This is a genomic window from Rhodococcus sp. NPDC079359 (genome assembly GCF_040702585.1).
In the GTDB taxonomy this organism is placed as follows: Bacteria; Actinomycetota; Actinomycetes; order Mycobacteriales; family Mycobacteriaceae; genus Rhodococcoides.
Genome location: NZ_JBFBLH010000018.1, coordinates 1 through 20,401 on the forward strand (window position 1 = coordinate 1; position 20,401 = coordinate 20,401).

Genomic DNA, 20,401 nt, shown 5'->3' on the forward strand with positions numbered 1-20,401 from the left:
GACTACGAAAACGAGTACCGTCATCAATGCTCGACCGCCACCTCCGACCGCGAAGTGGCTTGAACCAGGTCTCCATCAGATCCAGGACGGTTCAGTCGCGTGCAGAAATCGGTGCCTACTTCGATCGCCCCGCCGATCACCAGCGTGTCGAGGTCTTCGAGCGTCTCGTACCGCTCGTGCGGACCGGGGGCCGCTGGCGGAAAAGAGGTAGATCGACATTCCGCGCAGCGGTTCTGCGTTTACCAACAGGTCGTGGGCGGCCCACCCCGCGTTGAGGGACCCGCCGAGCATATTGTCCGCTTTGCCGCCGTAACCGGCGACGATGCTTCGCAGGACGGTTTGCCCGAGTATGCCCTCGGATAGAAAGCACCCGCTGTACGCCGCGACGGCCGAGTACTTGTCCGGGTTCCGGGCGGCCAGCATCATCGCCGACTGAGCGCCCCTCGACAGGCCCGCCACACCGTCACTGCCGTTGCCCTCGAACTCCGCGTCGATCAGCGGCGGAAGCTCCTGCGTCAGAAAGGTTTAGAAGCGGTAGGGGCCGAGGCGGGGGTCGTTGTTCTCCCCGTCGGTGTAGAAGCTCGCTGGACCGACAAGCGGGAGAACCACGTTGATGTTCTTGTCACGGAAGAACTCCGCCGCGTTGCCCTTGCGAAGCCAGATGCTGCTCGACGGTTCGTTCTCCCCGGATCGGCTGAGCATGTACAGCGTCGGGCGCGGGCCTTTACGCTCCGCGGAGGTCAGAACCTGCACCTCTATGGTCCGATCCATGCTCGGCGAGTACACCGACAGCCACGTTAGCGTCGGGCCGGTATTGATTCGGTTCTCGATCCGCGCAGGCTGGCTCGGTGCAGGATTTTCAGTGTCGATGTCTTGAGCAGCGGCGGGCACGCCCGCTAGGCAGGTGAGCAGAACTGCGATCACCACCAGAACCGGCCGCACGCCGAGCATAGAACCCCCACTGCCCGCGGCGCTGTGGCCCGCTGTCGTCGAGGCAATCTTGCAAGAAGGAATGGCACGAATCGGACTAAATCGTCAGCAACTTGTGAAAAATCCGGGATTCAGCCTGTTTTGTGCCGCACCCATTTGAATAGTTCAGTACTTAACCTAGGCCGCGAGCTTCCAGTGGGCTCCCAACAAGTGACATGCCCGGGTGACCTACTGATGTCGCACGTCGGGCTAGACCTTGAAGCGGAACGCGAGCAAGACCAAACACAATCCTCCGACCAGGTAGAACGCATAGCGCTAGGTTCGAGACATTCCCGTTTCATCCCCCTAGCTCACGATGCCCCGCTCGGCTTACCCGCCGAGTCTGAGGAACGTCGGAGTGCTGTGCGAAGATCTGCGAATGACTGGAGGAGGAGTAGACATCATCTGGCCGGACCACTATCCGGACCAGTGCCCTCCTGCTGACGCCGCACGGGCGGTTGGTCTCTACTTCCGGCTGGTCGACGCGGCCCCGCCGACAGGCGAGGACACGCTCAGCCACGTGGAGCTTAAACGGGCAGGTGCCCGCTTTAAGAACAAGGACTTCGGCGACCAAGAGTGCATGGCGTCAGGGTTCAGCGTCTTTGACGAGCAACTTGCAGCGGAACGGACACGTGAAGCAGTAGGCCCCTTGCGCAAGAAGTTGATCGCCAAGGTAGACGTCTCAGGCTCGGGGGTCCTTAAACAAACGGGGGGCAACCAGAATCACCACACGTGGTGGAGGCCGGCGGCTGACAACGACTGGGGAAACTGCGAGGTCGTGGCATGAGTTGGGTTCCGGTCGGAACAGCACTTGGGCGTCTTGAGATTGATGAGACGTTCGAGTTTTACGACGGACCACGCCTTTTTGCAGCATCGTCCGCGTCGGGCCAGCGTTACTTGGCCGCTTGGGCCGAGGAAGCCCCCGATCACGACCTCTGGCTTTACCTGCCAATATCGAATGAACGGTTCAGCATTGCACGTTCCGGTGGGATAACAGTTCGGGCAGCATTCCTGAATGCCGAGGACTTCGTGTATCTGGTTCGCACCCCCACGGATGGTGAAAACGTGGACACGATCGAGCGACTAATTAGTGGACCCGAAATTCAGGAAGAATGGCTTCCCGGCACAAATTATCGGATAGAGCGACACACCGATACAGCACCCCGTGCAGAGAGGCCATCAGAACTCGCTCGTCGAGCGATGCGCGAGGCGCGGCCATTCCTTCGTGTCGAAGTGGAACCAACCGCCAGTCGACGGACGGTCGCTCCTACTCGAGCAGTTGGCAATCTCCTAGTCCTCACCCAAAACCTATTGGACAACATGGGATACTCACAAGCACTGTCTGGTAGAGAAGCTGCGCTGCGCGGACGCGTGCCAACGAATATTCAGGAAACAATGGCCAGCGAAATCGTCAGCTTGACAGCCGCAAGTTTCGTGATTGATATTGCATCAATGGGCTTCATGAATCTGTTTGGCTCCCCGTTCGAGGATAGCTCAAACGCTATAGTGTTAATTTTTTCCATGGACGACACGAAACTGGAATTCAAAGAACAAGTGAAGTCCCTCAATACTCGTGCGCAGAGAAGTTTCCGTAGCCTTGTAAAACAATTCGACAACATCGGGGGGCCGGTCAGCCTTGTTGCAGCCAATGAGTCAGCGGAGTTCACTGAAGCAAAGCTGTCCTCTTTGAAAATTCAACGAATGCTTGCGACCCTTAATTACTTAACCCCTGATCAAATCGAGCCGGAAGTTCGAGCGCGTATGCGCCTGTTCAGGGGCGACGTTGACCATTCGACATTCGGTGCGGATAATCCGTCCAGCGAACAGACATACACGGGATACGTTGATGAACAAGCACTTTCGGGATTCAAGCAGGCCCCTCTCGGGGCCTTCTACGATATGGTCCTGTCAGTGACGAGCGTGACCGACGAATTGACCAACGCCACGCAATACACATACCGCCTGATGCAAATTAACCCAGTCCCGACTGATGGCGCGACTGCCCCCTGAGCATCCACAAGTTCGATCTGATCGCTGTGCCAAAACAGCGAAGGCGGCACCGCTCACATCCGTGACCGCGTCTGAGACGTCGTCATAGAGGTCCCCGTAAATCTCCATCGCAACTTTGAAGGAAGATTGGCAAAGGTGAGCTTGAATGGCCTTCGCTGACACGTCGGCCGCAATGAGAAGCGCGGCGCAAGTATGTCGGAGATCGTGGGAGCGCAGCGTATCTGGCGACCCCGCGACTATTGCAGCATCTTTCGAGTGCGGCAAGTAGAAGACTCGGCACCAGTGCATCGGTGTCGACCCGCAGGGCTCTGCCTCAGACATAACCGGGGTCTGCCACACATACACGGCCGGGGCCGAGCGCACCCCGTTTCGCCTGCTCTTTTCCATCAGCCGCGAGTGATGATGCGAGGACGGGAGTCAACGGTACGTCTCAAGTCTGTTGGACTGCGGCGGAACCACCTACCACTCCCCAGAACTGCTCGTGCTGACTGATTCGCTAACCGCGACCAGCCGGCGCAACCTGTTGACGTTCTTCCCCCGCAGACCGCAGATTTCGCTGGCACGCATTCTGGTCTGCGCGGTGAACCGCACCAGCATGCCGTGGCCGTCGAGTCGCTACTGCCAGCGTCGATGGCCACGGACTCCAAAGCAACAGCCAACCGCTCTACTTGCGGCACCCTCAAGAACGTCACCTCTTCTCGATGGTGTCGGGGCATGTCGTCGCGAATAAGCCCGTTGGCTGGGCTACCGTGCCCGCACCGCAACATGCCCTCGCGCGCCGATCTTCAAGGCCTAACTTAGCCCTGTTTAAACCCCGCCGGCCCCCGCATCGGGGCTCAACCACTCCTGTTCGGGACTAGACCGACGCCGTCCGGAAAAAACCGTAGGCAAGCGGTTGTCGAGTCTCAGGTCGGTCCGAACTCGGCTTACCCGTCGCGCTGAGAGCTTCCTAGTCGTTGAAGCTGAACGCTGCCCAGGCCGCGGCTAGTCGCTTGAGCAGCAACAATGCGTCGTTCAACTGAGCACTTTGCACCAAACTAGCCCAAGACTCCCGAGGTGGGTTTTCCATAGTGCAGAATGCTCCAATGACCACGCAACTGTTGGCTTCCTTCTTCGAAGGCGGGGACTCGACCTGGCCACTTACCGCTGCCTCGGCGGCGGTTGGGATATCAAGTGCCGCAGCAGCTGTTAGCGCCTTTGTCCGCACCAGCAATCGCAAGGAACAGCTCAACGAGGCCGAGGAGTTAGTGGGAGACCTTGAGGCCATCGGGAAGAAGAACCGTGAAGAGCTATACGATTTTCTTGAACTTCACCTTGGTTCAATTGACGGTGGAAATCCAGAGAGTAGCGGCAGCGTCAGCGACATCTCTGCTGCAGACCTCGCCACACTGGATGATAAAGCGGCAAAATACGTCCAACAAGCCGAAATCAAATCGAATATAGATGAGTTTACGACCAAACGAGCCAACTTATACCTTAATCACCTTAGATCTGCAGAACGTCAAAATTCGATACTACGCTTGCTTTCAATCGCGAGCATCATCCTGGGGCTCGCGGTTGTAATTTTAGGAGTCGGATTAGCTCTATTCTCAGCACTTGACGTAGGCATATTCACAGGCGTCTGCGGCGCTGTACCGACCATTTTCGGGTCGCTAATATTCCAGCGCGCAGATGCGGCAGAGAAGGTAGCGAACGAGAATTTTGCGCACCTCAACCAGGCCGTCAATGATTCGAACCGGTTAAATCAATCGCTTTCCATTGCGGCAAATCTAAAGGACGAGGCTCAGCGAGAGTATGTCTTCTCTACCATCGCACTATCGCTAGTTATGCAAAGCAGCACTCAAAGTGGCCACCCTGAGGCTGTGTACCGATCTGCGTTAGAAAACCGGCCTTCGTTTTCCTAGACGAAGCTGAACGGCCGACGACCTGGGGCCTCAATCTCTGATCACCCTCGCATCCCTCTCCCAAATGCCAGGTGCGCCAAGGCCGCTCACATCGCATCCGTGACGGCAGCATGGGCGTCGTCGTGCAGGCCAGTCACTCCTGCCAACTGGACTCATAGAGCTGACTAGCGGTGGCCATCTAGCCTTGATCTTTCGTCAGGTTGAGGTGCTGGCTGAGCGGTTCGAGACTGCGGTTTTCGACCCGCCTTGCGCCGGGTGCGCAAGGCGATGTCGGTCGGCGGCGCTCGGTTCCTCGGTACGAGTCGGGGTCTATCGGGTTGGCGGTGCGGGCGGGTTGATGGTCAGGCGGGCGCAGTGAACGCCGCCAACCGGGCCAGGTCGATGACGATCAGCGCCGACCAGGTCGCAGTTTTCGACAGTCTCAAGTGCGTGTAGTAGGCGTGGATGGCGATGCGGCAGGCGACCGAGAAGATTCATAGACGAACATGTTTGGGTCCCGCCTGCTGGCGTCGTGGTCGGCGAATTCGGGGCCGTCTCTCATTCCGACCCGCTGCATCGCGAACACACCAGCTCCCACCAAAATTGCGAGGGGTGGGGCTGACAAGCACTGACCATCGCTCGAGTTTCACCCAGCCGTCACACTTGAATGGCGGCCTACACCCGGTAGTGCCACGAATCGACAAGGATCGTTCCGTGACCGACATCTGCAACCCCGCCTACAGACTCCACACCATCCTCACCAAGATCAGGAACGCCAACGCCGACATCTCCCTGCGCGACAACCTTCGTCCACTGCTCGATGCTGAAACTCACGCCGAGGTCTTCACCAGTATCGGCCGACTATTGGCGCTGCCGGACGAAACCGAAAAGGCGCTGATCGACGCCGCAAACCGCACCGGACTCGACGTCAACAGTGCCCAGTTCATGTTCTATCGCCGCTGGCACCCCACCGTCAGCAAAGCCCTCCACACCGCCTTCTACAATCTCGCCGGCCCGACCTCCGCCGTCAGCCGAGTCATCGACGTTGAAGAGATGGCAAGTCTCGAAGCCGCCCACTACTGGCTGCAGAACCTCACTACCCACCCACCTGTCACCACCGCGACCCTTGTCGAACTACGTGAGCGCGTCACACAGCTGATCGCCGAGATATACGGCTCCAACGACTTGGACGAGCAACTTCGCTACTTCGTAACCGAACAACTCGGCCGTGTCATCGCCGCCCTTGATGCGGCCGAGCTCGTCGGTACCCGCGTAGTCCAGTCCTCAGCCGACGAAGTCCACGGCGCAATGATCCGCACCCTCACCAACACAGGCATTCCCACCACACCCGAGGGCCGCACCCTCCTGCAGAAAGTCGGCAAACTGCTCGCTGCCATCACGCTCGCTACCGGAGCCGCAGGCGGAATGCTCGTACTCCCCAGCCAAGCCAAAGAGGCGTGGGAAGTGTTCGCCGGGGAAGCCTCTTCAACCTTGAGCGATCAGCCTGCAAGCACCGCAACGAACACCCAGCGATGACCGACGGCGATCCCGCGGTCATCGGATGGCTCGCGTCCGCGGCCGTCAACATTTGGAGGTCATTCACGGCATTGCTGTCACGGTTTGCGACGGTGGAGTGGATCGCCGACGTCGGGCTGCCCCTGGTAGTTGCCGGTCTTGGTCTTTGGCTTGCCGGTCGGTACTTCAACGGCACCCTTGAGGCGGACCGCAAAGCACTGAATACACAGCTCGAGGCCGACCGAGCTGCCCGCGAACTTGAGCGACGGCACGGATTTGGTCTTGATTATGCTGCAACAGCTCGTCGCATCGCCGACAACCTTCTGGAGGACTGCGCCAGTTTCGTCCGCGAGACCGACCTTGGAAGCGTCACTACGTTCATCAAATCTGCCACGCGTGCGAACGTGGATCTATCTGCTGCGGCTGCTCTACTCAGTTCGAGACTGGGGTCCGGCCCCTATGTTTGGGCCGCCTACCAAATCCCAAACGTCTCAATTGCTCAGGCGAAAGTACTGCAGCACCACAAGCTTCGGCTCAGTGGTGAAGACCGGGCAGAAGTCATTGGCCTTCGCCGTCTCGACGTTTCCCTCCGGACTGCAACGGTTACGATCGGGGCGATCCACAAACTAGCCCTAGAACTGGACAAGTGGGATGGCGGGACGCAGAATCCCTACCGGCCAACCCCCTTCGACTACCCCCTACCGACGGACACTGAGGAGCGCACTCACTCCGCTGAACTGTCTGAGCACGAGCTCAGCGACTACCTTGAGAATCGATGTACCGAAATGGCCGATGCCGATGCGATGTTCACTCCCAGAACGTCTGGGGACACCTCTTAACTATCGTGCTCAGTTTGTTCGAGCCGGTCTCAAGCGAATGAAGCCGACCAATCGGTTCGCCATCACCCGGCATTTCATCAATTGAACCCTTTTCCCACATTTTCCCAATGACCTACAGAACCGTGGGTCCTCGCCTTTAATTGCGTTTCCAGGGAAGCCTTGACACTTGCATTAACGGGCGCAGGCGCGGCCAAGTGCACGCGAGCAGTGGGTGCACTGAGCAAGCTTCTGACCTGTTGGACGGATGCTACCCGAGATGATCTCCATTGCGGGTGCGGTCGACCAACACGTCGAGTCAGTTGACCAGCCTTTGCGGACTTCGCCGGTCCAGACCGCCCGCTGAAGCAATCGTGCTGTGATCTTCGGATGCTCCAATAGACCGAAGCAACTAAGACCACCCTGATAGTTGCTGAATTGGTGACCAGACACAGGGTTCGTCGTACCACGCGATTCAATGTGGACGGATTAGATTCAGCTAGCTCCAGCTTCGATTGGCAGTTGCTAAGTACGCCGTCGAAATATGAGCGACGTTGGGAGGGGTCCCAAACGCAGCGTTCTGCGAATGGTCGGCAGTCGCCCGTTTAGTCAAGTCTCCGACAGTGTCCATCGACCCATCCGCGCGACGACTGACCAGCGGTTACACGTTGAAGCGGAACTCCACCACATCGCCGTCGGACATGATGTATTCCTTGCCCTCGATGCGCACTTTGCCTGCAGCCTTGGCCGAGGCCATGGAACCCGCGGCAATCAGGTCGTCGAAGGAGACGATTTCGGCCTTGATGAATCCGCGCTCGAAGTCGGTGTGAATGACGCCCGCTGCCTGCGGTGCGGTGTCACCACGATGAATGGTCCACGCGCGGGCCTCTTTCGGGCCTGCGGTGAGGTAGGTCTGCAGACCGAGAGTGTGGAAGCCGGCGCGGGCGAGAGCGTCGAGACCGGGCTCGGTCTGTCCGACCGACTCGAGCAGTTCCGCTGCCGATTCCTTGTCGAGTTCGAGCAACTCGGATTCGATCTTCGCATCGAGGAACACGGCGTCGGCGGGAGCGACGAGGCGCGCGAGTTCGCCGATCTTCGCATCGTCGGTGAGCACCGACTCGTCGGCGTTGAAGACGTAGAGGAACGGCTTGGTGGTGAGCAGCTGGAATTCACCGAGCAGCTCGAAGTCCAGCTTCGCCTTGGCCGAGAACAGCGTCTTGCCATCGTTCAGTACAGCCTGCGCTGCCAGCGCCGCGTCGAGTGCAGGCTTGCGATCCTTCTTGATCCGCACCTCTTTCTCGAGGCGCGGGATGGCCTTTTCTAGCGTCTGCAGATCTGCGATCGCGAGTTCGGTTTCGATGACCTCGATATCGGCGGTCGGGTCGACGCGACCGTCGACGTGCACCACGTCGTCGTCGGCGAAGACACGAACAACCTGGCAGATGGCGTCGGCCTCACGAATGTTGGCGAGGAACTTGTTGCCCAGACCTGCGCCCTCGGACGCACCCTTGACGATGCCGGCGATGTCGACGAACGACACCAGCGCGGGCACGAGCTTCTCCGAACCGAACACCTCGGCCAGCTTCTCGAGCCGGGGATCCGGCAGCGCGACCACACCGACGTTGGGCTCGATGGTGGCGAACGGATAGTTCGCGGCCAGCACATCGTTGTTGGTCAGTGCATTGAAGAGGGTGGACTTGCCGACGTTGGGCAGTCCGACGATTCCGAGGGTGAGGCTCACGGTCTATGGAGTCTACTTTGACAACACCACCAGCTCGGACAGTGCCCGGCCAGCAGCGATGCTCGACGCGCCGAGCGGCGCAAGAACGACGTGATCCGCCCCGGCCTCGTGGTGGGCGGCCACTCGATCGGCGATGTCGCCGACGCTCCCCCACACCACCAGCGCGTCGACCAAACGGTCGCTGAGCTGGTCGACGTCGGCCCCTGTGAATCCCATGCGCAGAAAGTTCTGCCGATAGCCAGGGACTGTGGCGAGAAAGCTCAGCGGCTCACGGGCGGCAGTACGGGCACGATCCGTATCGGATTCCACGACGACAAACTGATCGACAACCAGCTCGGCCGTCCCCAGAGAGTGCCGCGCCTGCGCCGTCCACTCGGGCGTCACGAGCAACCCGATCGCGCCGGCAGCGCGATCGCGGGCCATCTCCAGCTTCTTCGGCCCGAGCGCCGCGAGCAGAATTCGATCCGATGGCACAGCCAACTCGTCAAGGTAGCGATGCAATGCGGCCAATGGCCGCGCAGTCTGCGGCCCACCGAGCCCGAGGACGAATCGACCGCTGGGCGAGAGCTCGTCGAACAGCTTCCCGGTCTGCGCAGGCGAGTACACATCGACCGGCACGATGCCCGGAACGATGTTCGCTGTCTCGGTCGCCCGAACCAGATCGGTCAGCCTGCCGAGTCGATCGATCTGCCCGCCCGGCAGCCAGAACGAGGTGAATCCAAGTGCCTCCAACTCGCGCACGTCGTCGAGATACGATGGCGATACGTCGATGGAAATGCCGATTCTGCCGAGACCGAGTGTGTCCATGGCTACGACGCTAGAACCTCGAGTTATGTCGAGGTCAAGTGTCGGGACCTAGTACGAGTTCGCGACGACCAGTGCAATGAAGGCGAAGTACAGGACTATGAGGACGACGAAAATCCCCAGCGACAGCTTTCCGAAGAACCCGGCACGATTCGACGAATAGTGCGCGCCCTGAGCATCTCCCATCATCCACAGCGGGTGCACCTTCAGTGCGTGATTGAACGCCGGGATGGCCAACGGCCAGAAGAAGATGATGGCGACGACGGCCCATCCCGCATTGGACGACGGCAGAGTCGGTGCCTGCACATAGGACTGCGCTGCCGGATAGGGCTGCTGAAACTCTGACTGCTCGTACGGATTCGACATGACCATTTCCCCCGATTGTTCGATGACGGACAGCTAGTAGGACGCCGCACCGACCCGTTGGGTTCCACCGAATCGAATCCGGTCGATCCCGAGTTCAGGTGGTGATTGCCGAATTGGGGTCCCAGCTCGCCAGGATCGGCAGGATCTTGGCGGTACTCGACCCGTCCTCGACCGTGTAGACGATGAGACTCTGAGTCGGCTCGCTGGGCGAGGTCAGAAACTCGATACCGAATTCGAGGGTCCCCGCCGCCGGATGCTGAATGATCTTTGTTGCACGCTCGAATTCTCGAACCTCGTGGTCGCTCCACCATTGCTCGAAACATGGCTCGCTGGAACGCAATTCGTCGATCAACGCAGTGAGCGCACGGTCCCTGGGGCGACGGGCGAGGTCGCGGCGCAGATTGGCGACCGCGGCGGCCGCGAACTGCGACCAGTTGACGATTCGCTCGCGGGCGATGGGATTGCGAAACAGATAGTCGAACAGTGATTCTCCGGCCGCCGAGGGCAAACTCAGCACTGATCGAACCAATGCGTTGCTGGCCAGGATGGTGCCCGAGCGTCCGAGTAGCAGCACAGGAACGTGATCGAGCGTCCTCATCACCTGGAGCAATCCCGGATCCGGTCGCTCAGTGGCGTCATCGACGGATCCGGCGGGAGACGCAAGGTCGAGCAGATGAGCCGACTCCACCTCGTTCAACTTCAGCGCCCGAGCGATCGCTCGCAGCACCTCGATCGACACGTTCGCCTGACGACCCTGTTCGAGCTTGCTGTAGTAATCCGGGCTCACTCCGGCCATCGCAGCAAGTTCTTCCCGCCGCAGTCCAGGCACTCGTCGGGTACCGGGATACGTGCGCAGTCCGGCCTCGGTGGGGGTGATGCGGTCGCGCCGATCACGCAGAAATGCGCTGAGGGCGGACCTGTCGTTGCTCACGAATTCCACAGTAGCGACAACGATGGTTACCAGCCTGGTCATGTCAGACCTAGGTCGAGTGACGCCTGGATGGCCGTGTTCACCGCCCGTAGACATGACGTCATGACTTCTTCTACATCACAGCGACTTTCCGGACGGACCGCCGTCATCACCGGATCCACCAGCGGTATCGGTGCCGCAATCGCCTCGACTCTCGCCGCGCACGGAGCATCGATCGTCGTCAGCGGCCGCGACTCCGCGAAGGGTTCGGCGGTGGTCGATCGAATCTCCGGGGCCGGCGGCACCGCGAGTTTCGTGCCGGTGGACCTCTCCGGCAGCTACCAGGACATCCGCGGGTTCGCGGGCGTCGCTACCGCTGCACTCGGCGGCCGAGTCGACATTCTCGTCAACAATGCCGGCATCTATCCCGCCACCGCAACCGCAGATCTCGCCGACGAGGAGCTCGATGCGATGCTCGCCGTCAACGTTCGTGCTCCACACGTGCTGGTCGGTGAATTGGCACCGGCCATGGCTGAGCGCGGCAGCGGCGTCATCGTGAACATCGGATCGTGGATGGCCACGATGGGGAGCCCGTTCGCCGCGATGTACTCCGCAACCAAGGCCGCCGACGAACAACTCACGCGCAGTTGGGCCGCCGAGTTCGGTCCACGCGGCGTGCGGGTGAACGCCCTCGCACCCGGTGCGACGCTGACGCCGGGCAACGAGGATGCGCGGGAGGTGTTGGACGCCATGACGGCCGGAACGCCTGCAGGCACTGTTCTTTCGCCCCAGGACATCGCGAACGGTGTGTTGTTCCTGGTCTCCGACGACGCCGCGATGGTGCACGGCACAACGCTCTACGTCGACGGCGGTATCTCGGTCACCCGCGGATGAACGCGCGTACCGAAGACCGCTACTGAGCTGAGGTCTTCAGCGTCGAGGTGGCCTCGGCCAACCGAGTGACGGCGTCCCAATCCTCCTGCGCAACGGCCGAACCCGGAGTGAGCCACGATCCCCCGACGCAGCCGACGTTCGGCAGAGCCAAGTACGTCGAGGCATTTTCGGTCGAGATGCCACCCGTCGGGCAGAAGCGTGCGGCCGGGATCGGCGAGTGGATCGACTTCAGGAAGTTCGCCCCGCCCGACGCCTCGGCCGGGAAGAACTTGAGCTCGGTGTAGCCGGCTTCGAGGAGGGTGAGCACCTCGGACACAGTTGCGGCACCGGGCAGATGCGGTAATCCGGTATCTCGCATGGACTTCGTCAGGGAAGGCGTGCAGCCCGGCGACACCAGGAACTGAGCGCCCGCATCGGCGGCCTGCTTGGCCTGACCGGGGGTGATGATGGTGCCGGCACCGACGAGGATGTCGGGAACCTCGGCGGCGATGCGCTCGATGGCGTCGAGGGCCACCGGTGTCCGCAGGGTCAGCTCGATGACGGGCACTCCGCCCGCCACCAGGGCGCGGGCGATCGGAACGGCATGATCGAGGTTCTCGATGACGACGACAGGGATGACGGGGACGCGGTCGAGCAGAGATGCAGTCACGTTCTTACCTTCTTCTGGAGTTACAGGGGCTCAGCGCATGACGAACATTGCACCCTCGTCGGCAGGGCCGACGAGCGCACGCATGCCCGAGAACAGGTCCCGACCGGTGCTGGACCACTCGTCCTTGTCCAAGGCTCGGCCGGTGACCGGCCGTGCCTCGAACTCGTCGAGCGGTACGTCGATCGACAGTGTGCCACCGAGGGAATCGAGGGTGATGATGTCACCGTCGAGAATTTTCGCGATCGGTCCCCCACTCGCGGCCTCGGGCGTGAGGTGAATTGCCGCAGCGACTTTGCCGGAGGCACCGGACATTCGGCCGTCCGTGATCAGCGCGACGGAACGTCCCTTGTCCTGCAAAATTCCGAGAGCCGGGGTGAGCTTGTGCAACTCGGGCATACCGTTGGCCTTCGGGCCCTGATAACGCAGCACGGCAACGAAGTCGCCGTCGAGTAGCCCTGCTTCGAATGCCTCGAGGAAGTCGGCTTGATCATCGAACACTCGCGCCGGTCCGGTGACCACGCGATGTTCGGGTGCCAGTGCAGAAGTCTTGATGACGCACTTACCGATTGGCCCGGTCAGCATCTTCAGTCCGCCGTCGGCGCTGAACGGCTCGTTCGCGCCTCGTAACACGGTGTCGTCGTGGCTCATCCGAGTACCGTCCTGCCACATCACCCCGTCGCCGTCGAGCTTCGGCTCCTGCGTGTAGCGCCGCAGACCCGGCCCGGCAACGGTTTTCACATCCTCGTGCATCAACCCGGCGTCGAGCAGAGACCCGATGACGAACCCGAGTCCACCGGCCGCGTGGAAGTGATTCACGTCGGCCTTGCCGTTCGGGTAGATCCGGGCCATCAGCGGCACGACGGCCGACAGATCGGACAGGTCCTGCCAGGTCAACGTGATACCCGCGGCTTTCGCGATGGCGACGAGGTGCATCGTGTGATTGGTCGAGCCGCCGGTGGCGAGCAGTGCAACGCAGCCGTTGACGATCGACTTGACGTCGACGACCTCCCCCACCGGCGTGTAATTGTCGCCGAGCGACGTCAGACCGGTGACGACGTGGGCGGCCTCGCGGGTCAACGCGTCGCGCATCGCGGTTCCGGGGTTGACGAACGACGATCCCGGCAGATGCAGGCCCATGACCTCCATGAGCAACTGATTGGAATTGGCTGTTCCGAAGAACGTGCAGGTACCACTACCGTGATACGACGCGGCCTCGGCGTCGAGCAGAGCCTCGCGCCCCACCTTGCCCTCGGCGTAGAGCTGGCGCGCTTTTGCCTTCTCCCCGTTGGGGAGTCCGGACGTCATCGGCCCGGCGGGCACGAACACCGCAGGCAGATGGCCGAAACTCAGTGCGCCGATGAGCATTCCGGGGACGATCTTGTCGCACACCCCGAGCATCAGGGTGGCGTCGAACATGTCGTGAGACAACGCGATTGCGGTCGACATCGCGATGATGTCGCGACTGAACAGCGAGAGCTGCATGCCGTCACGGCCCTGGGTGATGCCGTCGCACATGGCGGGGACCCCACCGGCGAACTGCGCGATGCCGCCGGCGTCGATGACCGACTTCTTCAGCACGGCCGGATAGGTCTCGAACGGCTTGTGCGCCGAGAGCATGTCGTTGTAGGCGGAGACGATCGCAATGTTGGGCTTGACCATGCCGCGCAGGGCCTGCTTGTCGGCCTTGCCGGAGGCTGCGAAGCCGTGAGCGATGTTGGCGCAGGCGAGGCGGCCACGGGCCGGGCCTCGATCCCCGGCCGATGCGATTCGCGCGAGGTAGGCGGTGCGGTCGGACTGGCTGCGGTCTGCGATGCGGTCGGTGACCTGACGCAGGACCGGATGAAGTGTGTCCATGAGTATCTCCGATGTTCGGTCTCTCATCACTCACCCTAAGGCCAATTAGGTCGACCGACAACCCAACTTATGCTTTTCAAAGTTATAAGTGGCACTTCTTAGGCTGTTGCCGTAAAAGTTGCCAGTTGGTTGAATGGCGTTTATGACCATGCCGCGCCTGAGCGCTCCACCTGCGACGGCAGGTGAGGTTTTCGCTCTGATTCGCGACAGAGAAGCAGCTACTCGTGCCGAACTCGGCCGAATCACCGGACTCTCACGGTCGGCCGTCGCCTCCCGCGTCGCCGCGCTCACCGAGCTCGGCCTGGTCATCGAAACCGAGGACACGCACTCCACCGGCGGTAGACCCCCGGCGAGACTGTCCTTCGACATCGACGCCGGTGTGGTGCTCGCCGCCGCGATCGGACGCAGCCGCTCCCAGCTGGGCGTGTTCACCCTCGGCGGCGAGTTGCTCGCGAGCGATACCGTCGATCAGGAAATCGGCGTCGGCCCGGACGAGCTGATGCCGCAGATCACCAAGCGCTTGCAGGCATTGCTCGACGAATCGCACCGAACCGACCACCGCATCCTCGGCGTCGGACTGTCCATCCCCGGCACCGCCGACACCGACCGAGGGTGCAGCCTGGACTCGCCGATCATGCACGGCTGGGACGGAGTGCCGCTGGCACCGTTCTTCGCCGACACCACGTCTGCTCCGGTCTTCCTCGACAACGACGCCAACGCCATGGTGTTGGCCGAACGCCGCGACAATCGAGATCGCTTCCAGAACGCCCTACTCGTCAAGGCCTCGACCGGGCTCGGTGCCGGAATCGTCGCAGGCGGCGCATTGCAGCGCGGATCGTTGGGCGCTGCAGGCGAATTCGGCCACACCAAGACCGCTGCCGCGGCAGGGGTCGCGTGCAGGTGCGGCGACAGCGGCTGCCTCGAAGCCATCGCGGGCGGCTGGGCTCTTGTGCGCGCACTCAACGAGCAGGGCCGCGAAGTGGGCCACGTTCGCGGCGTCGTCGATCTCGCGGTGAGCGGTGACCCCGAAGCGCGCAGACTCATTCGCGACAGCGGACGCCACATCGGTGAAACTCTGGCCGGTGCCGTCAACCTGCTCAACCCCGAGGTCCTCATCGTCGGCGGCGACATGGCGAACGCCTACGACATCTTCGTCGCCGGCCTCCGCGAGACCGTCTACGGAAACGCAACCGCGCTGGCCACCAAGGCCCTCACCATCCAGGCCACCACCCACGGTGACCTCTCCGGGGTGATCGGCAGTGCGGCGCTGGTGCTGGATCAGGTGCTCAGCGCCCGGGCCGTCGACGACGCACTGGGCGGCTGACCGCGGGCATCGTCGCCGCGGTTGCCGCTCGTCGCACTCCAGCGACCGCCGGGCGCACCGCGATGCGTCGATTCGAGGACGCACACCGGCGGCCCACATAGGGTGATCGCAGTCACACCTGCGATCCTGGAGACCCCACACATGTCACTGAAAGCGGCCGACGAACCACACGTCGAATTGCTGAAGACAGATCCCGACCTACCGCCGGTCGGCGTCGTCGAGTCACATCCGATGACCCCGATCAAGCGCCTGATGCTCGTCGCCATCGGCCTACTCGGCGGTGTTGCGTGGACGATCATCGCGATCGTCCGCGGAGAGAATCCCAACGCCGTCTGGTTCGTCATCGCCGCGGTGTGTACGTACATCTTCGCTTTTCGCTTCTACGCCAGGCTGATCGAACGCAAGATCGTCCTCCCACGCGACGACCGCGCCACTCCTGCCGAGATTCTGGAAAACGGCAAGGACTACATGCCGACGGACCGTCGGGTGCTGTTCGGCCATCACTTCGCCGCCATCGCCGGTGCCGGTCCTCTCGTCGGACCCGTCCTCGCCGCCCAGATGGGCTACCTGCCCGGCACCATGTGGATCATCATCGGCGTCGTGTTCGCCGGGGCGGTCCAGGACTTCCTGGTGCTGTGGATCTCCACCCGCCGCCGCGGACGCAGCCTCGGGCAGATGGCCCGCGACGAACTCGGAGTCGTCGGCGGCACCGCCGCGTTGATTGCAGTGTTCACCATCATGATCATCCTGATCGCGGTCCTCGCACTCGTCGTCGTCAACGCCCTCGCCGAGAGCCCCTGGGGAGTCTTCTCCATCGCGCTCACCATCCCGATCGCGCTGTTCATGGGCGTCTACCTACGCTTCCTGCGACCGGGGGCCGTCACCGAGGTCTCGCTCATCGGCGTCGTCCTGCTGTTGTTCGCGATCATCGCCGGCGGCTGGGTGTCCGAAACCGATTGGGGCAACAACTGGTTCACGCTGTCGAAGGTGACCGTCGCATGGCTGCTCATCGGCTACGGTCTGCTCGCCTGCATCCTGCCGGTGTGGCTGCTGCTCGCCCCGCGCGACTACCTGTCGACGTTCATGAAGGTCGGCACCATCGCGCTGCTCGCCGTCGGCATCCTCATCGCCCGCCCCGAGATCCAGATGCCCGCGATGACGACCTTCGCCACCGAGGGCAACGGCCCGGCCTTCGCAGGCTCACTGTTCCCGTTCCTGTTCATCACCATCGCCTGCGGCGCACTCTCCGGCTTCCACGCACTGATCTCCTCCGGAACCACGCCGAAGCTGCTGGAGAAGGAAAAGCAGATGCGGATGATCGGGTACGGCGGCATGCTGACCGAGTCGTTCGTGGCCATCATGGCGCTGATCACCGCATGTGTTCTCGATCAGCACATCTATTTCGCCCTCAACGCGCCGACTGCACTCACCGGCGGGACCCCGGAGACCGCAGCGGACTACGTCAACGGACTGCCGATCAGCGGCGGCGACATCACCCCGGCCGAATTGAGCCAGGCGGCAGCCGATGTGGGCGAGGAATCGATCATCTCCCGCACCGGCGGAGCCCCGACCCTCGCCTTCGGCATGTCCGAGGTACTGAGCCAGGTCTTCGGCGGAGCGGGTCTCAAGTCGTTCTGGTACCACTTCGCGATCATGTTCGAGGCGCTGTTCATCCTCACCACGGTCGATGCAGGAACCCGCGTCGCACGTTTCATGCTCTCCGACAGCATCGGCAACCTGCCCGGAGCCTCGGCGAAGAAGTTCAAGGATCCGTCCTGGCGTCCCGGCGCGTGGATCTGCTCGCTCATCGTCGTCGCAGCCTGGGGCGCAATTCTTCTCATGGGCGTCACCGATCCCCTGGGTGGCATCAACACCCTCTTCCCGCTGTTCGGTATCGCCAACCAGCTCCTCGCCGCGATCGCCCTGACGGTGGTGCTCGTCATCGTCGTCAAACGCGGTCTCTACAAGTGGGCCTGGATCCCCGGACTCCCACTCGCCTGGGACCTGATCGTCACCATGACGGCCTCGTACCAGAAGATCTTCTCCTCCGTTCCCGCCATCGGCTACTGGACGCAGCACTCGCAGTTCCGCGAGGCCAAGGCCCAGGGACTGACCGAATTCGGCAGTGCCGCAACGCCCGAGGCGATCGACGCCGTCATCCGCAACACGTTCATTCAGGGCACGCTGTCGATCATCTTCGCGGTACTGGTCCTGGTCGTCGTGTTCGCCGGAGTGTGGGTGTGCATCAAGGCAGTTCGAGGCGACAACCTGCCCGACAACGAGGATCCCGAGGTGCCGTCGAAGATCTTCGGCCCCACCGGCTTCGTGCTCACCCCGGCCGAGAAGAAGATCCAGGCGGAATGGGACGAGCTGATCGAGGCGGGCACCGTCCGTCGACCCGGATCGGCGCACTAGATGCGCGGGCTGTGGTGGTGGATCACCTCGGTGATGGGCGATCACGATTACGACCGCTACGTCGCCCATCTGGCCCGCCACCATCCGGATCAGGAACCGCCGACCGTGCGGCAGTACTGGAAGGACAGGCACGCGGAGGCGGACCGGAACCCGGGTGCTCGATGCTGCTGACACGGTGATGTCCGATTTCCGCTAGCACCGACGCGTCCTCGCTGACACAGTAGGTGCATGAGCAGTGAACGGCAGGTGCAAGAACTGGACTTCGATCGGTGCTATCGCGCGGTCTCCTCGCGTGACGCACGGTTCGACGGCCAGTTCTTCACCGCCGTCTCCACCACCGGCATCTACTGCCGACCATCCTGCCCGGCCCGCACACCCAAGCCCGGCAACGTCTCGTTCCTGGCCACCGCAGCGGCGGCTCAACAATCCGGCTACCGCGCCTGCCGCCGCTGCCAGCCCGACGCCACCCCCGGTTCCCCACGCTGGAACATCCACTCGGACCTCAGTTCTCGCGCCATGCGGCTTATCTCCGACGGAGCCGTCGAACGCGGTGGCGTCGACGGCCTCGCCAGCACCCTCGGCTACTCGACCCGGCAGCTGACCCGAGTGCTCACGGCCGAGGTCGGTGCAGGCCCGCTCGCGCTGGCCCGCGCGCACCGCGCCCACACCGCCCGCACGTTGATTCAGACCACCGACATGCCGATGGCCGACGTCGCCTTCGCGGCCGGTTTCTCCAGCGTCCGGCAGTTCAACGACACCATCAGGGAAGTCTTCGCCGTCGACCCGTCGACGTTGCGTCGAGAAGCGCACCGCACCGCCGTACCGACCGCGGGCGGAACCGTCACCCTGCGGTTGCCGTACCGCCCGCCGCTCGACCGCGGCTGGATCGAGTGGTTCCTGCGTGGCCACGTGGTCGAGGGCATCGAATCGTTCGCCGAGGACGGCGAATACGTGCGATCCCTGAGCCTGCCGCACGCCGCCGGGCTCGTGGCGTTGCGGGTGATGGATGGATTCGTCAGCGCCGCAGTGACATTGCAGGACATGCGAGACCTCGCCCCTGCCGTCGCCCGAATCCGACACCTGCTCGATCTCGATGCCGATCCACTCGCCGTCGACGACGCACTGAGCGCAGACCCACAGTTGGCACCGAGCGTCGACGCCCACCCGGGCATTCGCGCCCTGGGAGTGGTCGACGGCGCAGAGATGTTGCTGCGAACCGTGATCGGACAACAGATTTCGCTGAAGGCTGCGGCCACTCACACCGCTAGACTCGTCGACGCTCTCGGCGCACCACTCGATCTCGGCAACGACTCCGTCACCAGACTGTTTCCCGAACCTGCCGTCATCGCCGAACGAGGCCACGAGGTACTCACCGGACCTGCCGCCCGGGTCCAGACCGTCATCCGCGTCGCCGACGCCATCGCGTCGGGAACCGTCGTGCTCCATCCCGCGCGAGAAGGCCCGGAACTGGAGCGAGAACTGCTCGCACTCAAAGGAATCGGACCCTGGACCGCCCGATACGTCGTGATGCGGCTGCTCGGCGATCCCGATGTTCTGCTCGATACCGATCTCGTCGTCAGACAAGGTGCTCAGGCACTCGACATCTCGTTGAACGATTCTGGCCGCTGGGCTCCGTGGCGTTCGTACGTCTCGATGCACCTGTGGATCACCGCATTGGAAAGAAGACAGCCATGACTGCCACCGCCGCCACCCAGGACACCCCGATCGGGCCGTTCAGCGCCATCGTCGACGCCGATCAGCGCGTCCTGGCATCCGGGTGGACCGCCGATGTCGACGAACTCCGCGTCCTGATCCACCCGACGATGCGCCCCGACAGCGTGCGCACGGCGGCCGATCTCGGCGATGTGACGCGCGCCGTCGAGAGCTATCACCGCGGTGAGCTGACCGTCATCAACTCCGTTGCCGTCGCGCAACGATCCGGCGAATTTCTCATGCACGCCTGGGGAGTTCTGCGCACCGTCGAACCCGGTGCGCCGGTGACCTACTCCGAGTTCGCAGAACTGTCGGGCAGACCGGCAGCCATCCGTGGCGCTGCGTCGGCATGCGCTCGCAATGCGGCCGCACTGTTCGTGCCGTGCCATCGGGTGGTTCGAATCGGCGGGGCCCTCGGCGGTTTTCGCTGGGGCCTGCCCGTCAAGCAATGGCTGTTGGCACACGAGGCGGCCTGAAAGGCCTCGCCTTGGACGGCGGTGACATACAGCTGGGCATACCGAGACGTTATGGTTCTTCAC

19 protein-coding genes are annotated in these 20,401 nt (G+C 62.4%); 11 read left to right on the forward strand and 8 right to left on the reverse strand.

From position 1 onward, the window contains the following. Positions 1 to 75 precede the first annotated feature (75 nt). Complete coding sequence (locus AB0362_RS25390) at positions 76 to 519, reverse strand: alpha/beta hydrolase-fold protein (RefSeq protein WP_366236285.1); 444 nt, start codon at positions 517 to 519, stop codon at positions 76 to 78. Positions 520 to 525: 6 nt separating this feature from the next. Beyond that, a complete protein-coding gene (locus AB0362_RS25395; protein ID WP_317533299.1) occupies positions 526 to 771 on the reverse strand; it encodes a hypothetical protein in 246 nt (81 codons plus the stop codon). Between the two features lie 577 nt (positions 772 to 1,348). Between AB0362_RS25395 and AB0362_RS25400 the strand changes: the two genes are divergently transcribed. The 5 genes from AB0362_RS25400 (at position 1,349) to AB0362_RS25420 (ending at position 7,216) form a co-directional block, all read left to right on the forward strand. Continuing rightward, positions 1,349 to 1,756, forward strand: coding sequence for a hypothetical protein (locus AB0362_RS25400; RefSeq protein ID WP_317533300.1), 408 nt, complete (start codon positions 1,349 to 1,351; stop codon positions 1,754 to 1,756). Further along, positions 1,753 to 2,979, forward strand: coding sequence for a DUF6575 domain-containing protein (locus AB0362_RS25405; protein WP_317533301.1), 1,227 nt, complete (start codon positions 1,753 to 1,755; stop codon positions 2,977 to 2,979). The genes AB0362_RS25400 and AB0362_RS25405 overlap by 4 nt, the downstream gene beginning before the upstream one ends. A gap of 1,085 nt (positions 2,980 to 4,064) precedes the next feature. After that, complete coding sequence (locus AB0362_RS25410; RefSeq protein ID WP_317533302.1) at positions 4,065 to 4,883, forward strand: hypothetical protein; 819 nt, start codon at positions 4,065 to 4,067, stop codon at positions 4,881 to 4,883. A gap of 693 nt (positions 4,884 to 5,576) precedes the next feature. Then, entirely contained in the window at positions 5,577 to 6,398 is an 822-nt protein-coding gene (locus tag AB0362_RS25415; RefSeq protein ID WP_317533303.1) for a hypothetical protein, read from the forward strand. Beyond that, positions 6,395 to 7,216 (forward strand): hypothetical protein, encoded by an 822-nt coding sequence (locus AB0362_RS25420; RefSeq protein ID WP_317533304.1) that lies wholly within the window; start codon positions 6,395 to 6,397, stop codon positions 7,214 to 7,216. Before AB0362_RS25415 ends, AB0362_RS25420 begins: the two co-directional genes overlap by 4 nt. Before the next feature lie 637 nt (positions 7,217 to 7,853). Here AB0362_RS25420 and ychF read toward each other — a convergent pair. From ychF to AB0362_RS25440, 4 genes are all read right to left on the reverse strand, one after another. Next, entirely contained in the window at positions 7,854 to 8,933 is a 1,080-nt protein-coding gene (gene ychF / locus AB0362_RS25425; RefSeq protein ID WP_121873315.1) for a redox-regulated ATPase YchF, read from the reverse strand. A gap of 12 nt (positions 8,934 to 8,945) precedes the next feature. Then, the gene (locus AB0362_RS25430) at positions 8,946 to 9,740 is read right to left on the reverse strand and encodes a TIGR03620 family F420-dependent LLM class oxidoreductase (protein WP_317533305.1); all 795 of its coding nucleotides are present in this window, start codon (positions 9,738 to 9,740) and stop codon (positions 8,946 to 8,948) included. Positions 9,741 to 9,788: 48 nt separating this feature from the next. Beyond that, positions 9,789 to 10,103: a CD225/dispanin family protein gene (locus AB0362_RS25435; protein WP_317533306.1), complete on the reverse strand. Its 315-nt coding sequence runs from the start codon at positions 10,101 to 10,103 to the stop codon at positions 9,789 to 9,791. Between the two features lie 94 nt (positions 10,104 to 10,197). Beyond that, on the reverse strand, positions 10,198 to 11,034 hold the full coding sequence (locus AB0362_RS25440) for a helix-turn-helix transcriptional regulator (RefSeq protein ID WP_317533307.1): 837 nt from the start codon (positions 11,032 to 11,034) through the stop codon (positions 10,198 to 10,200). A gap of 102 nt (positions 11,035 to 11,136) precedes the next feature. Here AB0362_RS25440 and AB0362_RS25445 point away from each other — a divergent pair, with 102 nt between their 5' ends. After that, on the forward strand, positions 11,137 to 11,907 hold the full coding sequence (locus AB0362_RS25445) for an SDR family oxidoreductase (RefSeq protein ID WP_317533308.1): 771 nt from the start codon (positions 11,137 to 11,139) through the stop codon (positions 11,905 to 11,907). Positions 11,908 to 11,926: 19 nt separating this feature from the next. Here the strand turns inward: AB0362_RS25445 and eda are convergent, their stop codons facing one another. Both eda and edd read right to left on the reverse strand, forming a co-directional pair. Continuing rightward, a complete protein-coding gene (gene eda, locus AB0362_RS25450; RefSeq protein ID WP_317533309.1) occupies positions 11,927 to 12,556 on the reverse strand; it encodes a bifunctional 4-hydroxy-2-oxoglutarate aldolase/2-dehydro-3-deoxy-phosphogluconate aldolase in 630 nt (209 codons plus the stop codon). Positions 12,557 to 12,586: 30 nt separating this feature from the next. Next, complete coding sequence (gene edd, locus AB0362_RS25455) at positions 12,587 to 14,410, reverse strand: phosphogluconate dehydratase (protein WP_317533310.1); 1,824 nt, start codon at positions 14,408 to 14,410, stop codon at positions 12,587 to 12,589. 142 nt (positions 14,411 to 14,552) lie between these two features. Here edd and AB0362_RS25460 point away from each other — a divergent pair, with 142 nt between their 5' ends. From AB0362_RS25460 to AB0362_RS25480, 5 genes are all read left to right on the forward strand, one after another. Further along, positions 14,553 to 15,734 carry an ROK family transcriptional regulator gene (locus AB0362_RS25460; protein WP_317533311.1) on the forward strand — a complete coding sequence of 394 codons (1,182 nt, stop codon included), beginning with the start codon at positions 14,553 to 14,555 and terminating at the stop codon, positions 15,732 to 15,734. Between the two features lie 141 nt (positions 15,735 to 15,875). After that, positions 15,876 to 18,149: a carbon starvation CstA family protein gene (locus tag AB0362_RS25465; protein WP_269595267.1), complete on the forward strand. Its 2,274-nt coding sequence runs from the start codon at positions 15,876 to 15,878 to the stop codon at positions 18,147 to 18,149. Further along, on the forward strand, positions 18,150 to 18,320 hold the full coding sequence (locus AB0362_RS25470; RefSeq protein WP_094641195.1) for a YbdD/YjiX family protein: 171 nt from the start codon (positions 18,150 to 18,152) through the stop codon (positions 18,318 to 18,320). A gap of 57 nt (positions 18,321 to 18,377) precedes the next feature. Then, positions 18,378 to 19,844 carry an AlkA N-terminal domain-containing protein gene (locus AB0362_RS25475; RefSeq protein WP_317533312.1) on the forward strand — a complete coding sequence of 489 codons (1,467 nt, stop codon included), beginning with the start codon at positions 18,378 to 18,380 and terminating at the stop codon, positions 19,842 to 19,844. Next, a complete protein-coding gene (locus tag AB0362_RS25480) occupies positions 19,841 to 20,338 on the forward strand; it encodes a methylated-DNA--[protein]-cysteine S-methyltransferase (RefSeq protein ID WP_317533313.1) in 498 nt (165 codons plus the stop codon). The genes AB0362_RS25475 and AB0362_RS25480 overlap by 4 nt, the downstream gene beginning before the upstream one ends. Positions 20,339 to 20,401 lie beyond the last annotated feature (63 nt).